4 protein-coding genes and 1 pseudogene are annotated in these 6,247 nt (G+C 63.5%); 4 read left to right on the plus strand and 1 reads right to left on the minus strand.

Annotated elements, in window-relative coordinates:
• Positions 1–246 precede the first annotated feature (246 nt).
• Positions 247–912 carry a hypothetical protein gene (locus tag MWN33_RS17195; protein ID WP_247202270.1) on the minus strand — a complete coding sequence of 222 codons (666 nt, stop codon included), beginning with the start codon at positions 910–912 and terminating at the stop codon, positions 247–249.
• Between the two features lie 96 nt (positions 913–1,008).
• On the opposite strand from MWN33_RS17195, the gene MWN33_RS17200 reads away from it, so the two are divergent.
• The 4 genes and pseudogenes from MWN33_RS17200 to MWN33_RS17215 all read left to right on the plus strand — a co-directional run.
• The gene (locus MWN33_RS17200; RefSeq protein WP_281493829.1) at positions 1,009–1,302 is read left to right on the plus strand and encodes a helix-turn-helix domain-containing protein; all 294 of its coding nucleotides are present in this window, start codon (positions 1,009–1,011) and stop codon (positions 1,300–1,302) included.
• A 668-nt stretch (positions 1,303–1,970) separates the two neighbouring features.
• Complete coding sequence (locus MWN33_RS17205; RefSeq protein WP_247202271.1) at positions 1,971–4,232, plus strand: hypothetical protein; 2,262 nt, start codon at positions 1,971–1,973, stop codon at positions 4,230–4,232.
• Between the two features lie 151 nt (positions 4,233–4,383).
• Positions 4,384–5,469 (plus strand): RES family NAD+ phosphorylase, encoded by a 1,086-nt coding sequence (locus MWN33_RS17210; RefSeq protein ID WP_247202272.1) that lies wholly within the window; start codon positions 4,384–4,386, stop codon positions 5,467–5,469.
• Positions 5,470–5,718: 249 nt separating this feature from the next.
• A pseudogene (locus MWN33_RS17215) lies at positions 5,719–6,176 on the plus strand (transposase); the annotation flags it as partial.
• Between the last annotated feature and the right edge of the window lie 71 nt (positions 6,177–6,247).

Consider the following 6,247-nt stretch of genomic DNA (forward strand, 5'->3'; position numbering starts at 1 on the left):
CCTGTCTAACTCGGCGATCCGGGCCGATCAATTGCAGATCTTGTCGCGCCGATGACTATGAAATGTAACGGCGGCAGATTGAAGTCTCAGCGACCCTGGGGTCAGCGGCCGAGGTTTGGACGTTCGGAAACTGGAGCGATCCAAAAGTCGGCAAACGGCGCGACCCAGCTCCTTACGCCCTCGCCCCGCAACAGACGTTCAAGCCTCCGCATCCGCACTTCCTGCGTTGGCATTGGGAGCGCTGCCTCAAGCAGTGAGGTCGATTGCATCGTGACGCTGCAACTGCATCAAGCGCGCAACATCCCGGCGGATGCGCCGCAGTTCGGGCCATGGGAAATGCCGCCCCTCGGCGCCATCCGCCCCGACTGCGATCAGCACGTCGAGCTTTGCGGAGAGACCGCGCAGGGACGTGGCGTCTGCCGCAAGGAGACTCGCGATCAAGCGCTCCTCATCGTCGGAGGCAGCCGCCTCTTCTTGCCGGGTGACGGAATAGCCGATGGCGCGGTCTGCGTCGTCCCAGCGCTGCTGATGTGCGCGCAACGCCTCGGCGATTTCGGCGCGCCGTGAGCAAAGCGCCGGCCGATTGACTGCAAGCTCATCGAACTGCTGCAGCGAGCCGATGCGCACCGCAGACGGCACCTCGGCTGCAGCCAGAACCACCTGCGGAAAGCCGATCGTCCGCGCCAGCTCCGACTCAAGACGCTGCTGCTTCCGGCAAAGGGCGAGTGTGCGCCGATGCGCGGCGCGCCACGCTCTCCATGTAAGGACAGCCGCGTCCGTTCCGCCATGATCCTGCGGTTCGGCCGCAGCCGAACTGTTGAAGGAAGTGCCGCCGATCGTCATCAGGGCGGCAGAAAGAACGTCCCTCCGGGATGGCCGGGACAGACTCGTGCTAATCTCAGAATCAGCCATGATCCGAGCTCCAAGCAGCTTGATTGTGGTCAGGTCGGGAGAGGTGGCGCAAACACCTTTTCCGACCGCTTAGCTGCCATTGGCGGCTATCTCAGAATGCAGTTGTTTTTCAAAAAGTCAAACTTTGACGGTGCCTTGAACGTGACGGAAATTTCGCCCGCCCAATGCCGTGGAGCGCGAGGCATGCTCGGTTGGAGTCAGGCTGAGCTTGCGGCAGCGGCACAGGTGTCTCGTCCGACCATTGTCGACTTTGAGCGCGGCGTTCGCGTTCCACACGCGGGTAATCTGGCTTCCATCGTCGCAGCGCTCGAGCAAGCCGGCATAGAGTTTACCCCCGAGAATGGTGGCGGCGCCGGTGTGCGCCTTCGGAAGCCACCGACGTCCGGATAGTCCCACATCTGCTGCGGCAAGGTGCGCGAGAAACAGCGACCTCTGCGCAGTCCGACTGCGGTTCGGCCGCATTTCCTTTGCAGCTTCTCTGCACCGCGCCCGCCGATCTGCAGCGGTTCGGCTGCACGTCACCGACAGCCGCTTCGCGTCAGGTAAGGCGCTGAATGGTGACGTCGCTGCCCCAGGTGGCCGCCCCTGCACCTGTCTGAGGTAGCATTTTCAGTGAGCTTGCCGTACAGCCGGTAGCTCTAGGCGCCCACGGAGCGTTTTCTGCAGCTCTGTCATAGTATCGCAGCGATGTGAGGTGATCTCGTTTTGGCCCGGCTGGGCGGGGCAGCTTGAGGGCAGGATAAAAGCGCGCACATTGCGCGGCGGTCGGGTCGTTGATTTCTATGAATATTTTCTAGATCTCAACACATTGCGCCGCTCTCGAGCAATGTGTGGGCTTATCTGGAATCTTGTTGGCTGAACGATTAGCCGCACATTGTTGCCGTCTGATGCCGGCCTGCGGACCATCGCCTCTTGGTTTTGGATCGCGAAGCCTGCCACTTCTGGATCGTGGCTGAGAGAAGGGCTTCTCGGCAGAAACGCCGCCCCTGACCGAGGCGAGTCGCCTCTCCATAACGTGCCTGCACTGACCGCCGATGCCCCGTACGAGCTTCGCGCGCATGTTGGTGAAGTTCTGCCAGCAGCGTGCACCAACCGTCCTGTTGCCCCGCGACGCCGACCTGTTCCAGAACTGGCTCCTCGATCTCCTCGCCGCGCGCGTACCACCGCCCCTCACGGAGCGCGACTATGACTGGCGTGCGATTGCTCACGCCTGTGATGTGGATCACGCCGATCTGCAGCGTGCCGGCCCCGTGCTGGCGCCCGGCCTTGATGCCTTACGTCGTGAGTTGGCGCGCCGCGGCCACGTCACGGTGAAGCGTGCCGCGGCGCGCCGGCAATCGTCCGGCTCGGAGCGGGACGCGCTCCATCGTGATGCCGACCGCTTAGACGCTGTGCCGCGCCGACGCGGTCCGCGGGCGAAGCCCATTGTCGAATTCCCCGAGAGCGACGGCCGGCCATGGACGGACCCGCCCTCATTCGCCGATGCGCTCGATCTTCACATGCGCCGCTATGGCGACACCGCGAAGCATCTCGCTCGTGTCCTTGAGGCGAGCGCCTTCCAGGTCGATGCCACAGCACTCAACCTGTGGCGCCGCGGCGTTAAGGTGCCGCGCGCCTCCCGAAGCCTCGCGGCGCTGGAGCTCATCGAGCGGCGCTACCTTCTGCCGCTGGGCTACTTCCGTTCGAAGCTGCCGAACGGAGATCGGTGCACATCGGCGGGGACAATCGCCGGCATCAGTAGAGCCGAGCGGCGACGCCTTGCCTGGCACCTGCCGCATGATTTTGATCGGCGCCCGTTGAGGGAGAGGGAGGAGATCCTTGAATGGGTGCAGCGCGTGGTGATCACGGGAACGACCGACTATCGGCGCTTCCAGGCTGCCGCCATGAAGCAGCGCTACTCAATCCGCTTTCCCGGTCTGCTCGATCAGTCTTCCCGGCCGCGCGGGCTGTACCGGTTTTGCCGGGAAGAGGATGGATCGCTGCCGGATCCGGACCTCGCGAGTGCGGCGCTCGATGCGCCGCCCCAGCTGGCCGAGGAGATGGCCGATCTCGTCCGGTTCAAGACGGCGACGCTGACCGCCTACGGTTATCAGCGCAACGGTGTCTGGGGGGAGGAGACGGCATCCCAGAAGATCGAGCATATCGGCTTGATGTTCGGCGCCTTGGCAGCCTCACCCAGCGGCGCTGTCCATGGCTTCGGCGTACCGTTGGAGAATCTGAGCTTCGGCCTGCTGCTCTTCCCGATCGTGTGGGACTGGTACATCCAATGGCGTGAGCGTCGGCGCGGCTTCTACACCGCATGGGAGGTCGACATGCTGCGGATCGCTGCCGCGCTCACCCGCGCCGAGACAGGCTGGCTGCGGCAGAACCCGCAGCTGGCGGAACGCATCCGCCCCATTCCTAATCTGATCACGGAGCGCGACATTGCCGCTGCCCGTGCTGACTGGGACGCAGCCTGCGAGCAGATGCATCGCCACGGCCTCGCCCGCGCACGGGAGGTGCAGCGCGTAGCCCGCATCCATCGGGATCCCTTCGAGCCGATCATGGTGGTGCTGGAGGCGGACAGTCCGGTCGCCGAGTATCGCAAGATCACCGAGGAGATCCTGCGGCTGATGCCGGACGAGAAGCGCTATCCGCGCGCGGCTGCCGAGGCCGTGCGCGCCTTCCTCATGCTGCGGCTCGGCCTGCATCTGGGGTTGCGGCAGAAGAACCTGCGTCAGCTGCTCGTCTGTCCGCGCGGCCGGCTACCGACCTCGGAGCGCCGCCTTGCGGAGATGAAGCGTGGCGAGTTGCGCTGGAGCGAGCGCGACCAGGGATGGGAGGTGCTCATCCCCGCTGTCGCCTTCAAGAACGCGAACTCGTCCTTCTTCGGCAGCAAACCGTTCCGGCTGATCCTGCCGGATCTCGGCAGCCTCTATCACTATCTGGAGGCCTATATCGACCGGCACCGGCGAGTGCTGCTCAAGCACGCTGCTGATCCGGGCACGCTGTTCGTCAAGACGGTGAAGCTCACCAGCAAGGATGCCGCCTACTGCCAGAACACCTTTTATGAGGCCTGGCGCCTCGCGATCCAACGCTATGGCATCCACAACCCCTATACCGGTCGTGGTGCCATCAAGGGCCTGCTGCCCCACGGCCCGCACAATGTCCGCGACGTGCTGGCGACGCACATCCTGAAGAAGACCGGCTCCTACGAGCAGGCGAGCTATGCCATCCAGGACACCCCCGAGATGGTCGCCAAGCACTACGGGCGCTTCCTGCCCCAGGACAAGGCCGCTCTGGCGGCGCAGATTCTCAACAAGGTGTGGGAGGCGGCGTGAGGGTAGAACGCCTGATGTGCGAATCTCTCGCCGCCCGCGCTACGCGATGATCACTTCAGCATAGATGACTGGCGGCCGATATCTTAGCCTCAGGGGCTGGGGCGCTGACGAGCACCCCACTGGTGCAGGGCCTGCACGGAGCGAAAAGAACATGTTGAACAGGGTCGGGCTTCGGTGGATCACCGACGACACAGCGGAGCACGAGTCTTTCAGGCCCGAGCATGCCATCGGCCCGTACCTGACCGTCACCGAAGCCGAAATCGAAAGCTTCAACGATGCGTTCTCGGACGAGGTAGACTCGGATTTCGCATCGAGCATCTGCTGCTGCGACGCGTGCTTCGACGATTTCAGGGACCATTGGCCGGACGTGCCGTTCCGCAGAATGGAGTTCCAGACCCAGTCCATGAGCGTGTTCTACGCGGTCGACAACACCCGCCTGCCAGGTGTCTGGAGTCCGGCGGAGATCTCGACCCTGCGCCATTTCGTTCGATGTGAAAGATGCGGTGAATACGTCGCTGGCTACATATGGATCTACGAGCACACATTCAGCGACGTGGCGGCAATCGAAAGCCAGATCGACGAACTGCTGACGATCGGCAACGAAACGCCTTTCCTGCTGCTCGAACACGAATTCGCCCGACGCGTGCTGGCGCACATCCGAAGCGCCTTCGAGAAAGCCGGTACATTGGCTGCCGGTACGTCGCTGTTCCGCGCACGTACGGCGGCAAGCATATCTTCTTCAGGTCAGGACGTCGGCGATCTCCAGGCCTACGCACCGCCGCCGACACGGCTGGTCGGCGAAGGACGGTTCAACCATGCCGGCACGCCGATGCTTTATCTGGCGAGTTCGCCCGAGGTTGCGGGCGCCGAAATCGGCGCACCCGGAGAGCCCTGTCTGATAGCGGAGCTTGTGACGTCCCGTCCGCTCGTTCTTCTCGATCTCGTCGACATCGATGAGGATGATCCGGGGCACGAGGTGATGGCACCGTTGGCGAGCTCCGCGCTCCTGGCCGCACCCCGAAGCGGAGAGGGATGGCTGAAGAAGCAATATGTCTTCTCGCGGTTCGTCGCCGACTGCGCCCGTGCGGCCGGCTACGGCGCGATTCGGTATGCGTCGACCAAGAACATCGAAGGCACCAACGTCGTGATCCTCGTTCCTCCTCTTCGCATCGAGGAGATCGTCTCCCTGGCCGGCGTAAAGCAGTCGGTCGGGCTAGCTGCCCCGGACCGCCACTGACCGGAATAAGCTGCGCCTTCTGGTCCCGGTGATTACAGCAGAGTCGCCATGAATTGCAGATCGTCACGGGACATCTCGAAACGGATGCAGGAATACCGCAGCGAAGCCTGTTCTTCCCAATCGATATGCATGTGCTCGACGTCGCTCCCTTGCGATGTCATGCCACTGCCCCAAGGTCGGTGACGTCTGACCTGAGACCCTAGTCCTCCTCCAGATTTGAGTAGAGTCCGTCGATCATGGAGACGGACGATGCGAGCCTCACGGTTCACGGAAGAGCAGATCATCGGGATGCTGAAGGAGCAGGAGGCGGGCGCGAAGACCGCGGACGTCTGCCGCAAGCACGGCATCTCCTCGGCGAGCTTCTACAAGTTCAAGGCCAAGTACGGCGGCATGGACGTTTCCGATGCCCGGCGGCTGAAGGCGCTCGAGGAGGAGAACGCGCGGCTGAAGAAGCTGCTGGCCGAGCAGATGCTGGACAATGCGATCCTGAGGGATGTCAGCTCAAAAAAATGGTGACGCCCGATGCAAGGCGCAAAGCCGTGGCTCGTGCCTGCGTCGCGCACGGGGTGAGCCAGCGTCGGGCGTGCCAGGCGCTGGGCGTCGATCGCACCAGCGTGCGCTACCGAAGCATCCGTCCCGACGATGCAAGTCTGCGGGAGGCCATGAGGGCCGTGGCCGGCGAACGCCGCCGCTTCGGCTATCGGCGGTGACGTTGCCCCTCCTGGCTAATCCAGATTGAAGTTCGTTCTGGCCCACTGAGAGGACCAGAACATGAGGC

This window comes from Ancylobacter koreensis, assembly GCF_023016525.1.
Classification (GTDB): domain Bacteria; phylum Pseudomonadota; class Alphaproteobacteria; order Rhizobiales; family Xanthobacteraceae; genus Ancylobacter; species Ancylobacter koreensis.

Coding starts and splice junctions, on each gene's coding strand:
- MWN33_RS17195 (WP_247202270.1), bottom strand. CDS start 912: ATGGCTGATTCTGAGATTAGCACGAGTCTGTCCCGGCCATCCCGGAGG.
- MWN33_RS17200 (WP_281493829.1), top strand. CDS start 1,009: ATGCAGTTGTTTTTCAAAAAGTCAAACTTTGACGGTGCCTTGAACGTG.
- MWN33_RS17205 (WP_247202271.1), top strand. CDS start 1,971: ATGTTGGTGAAGTTCTGCCAGCAGCGTGCACCAACCGTCCTGTTGCCC.
- MWN33_RS17210 (WP_247202272.1), top strand. CDS start 4,384: ATGTTGAACAGGGTCGGGCTTCGGTGGATCACCGACGACACAGCGGAG.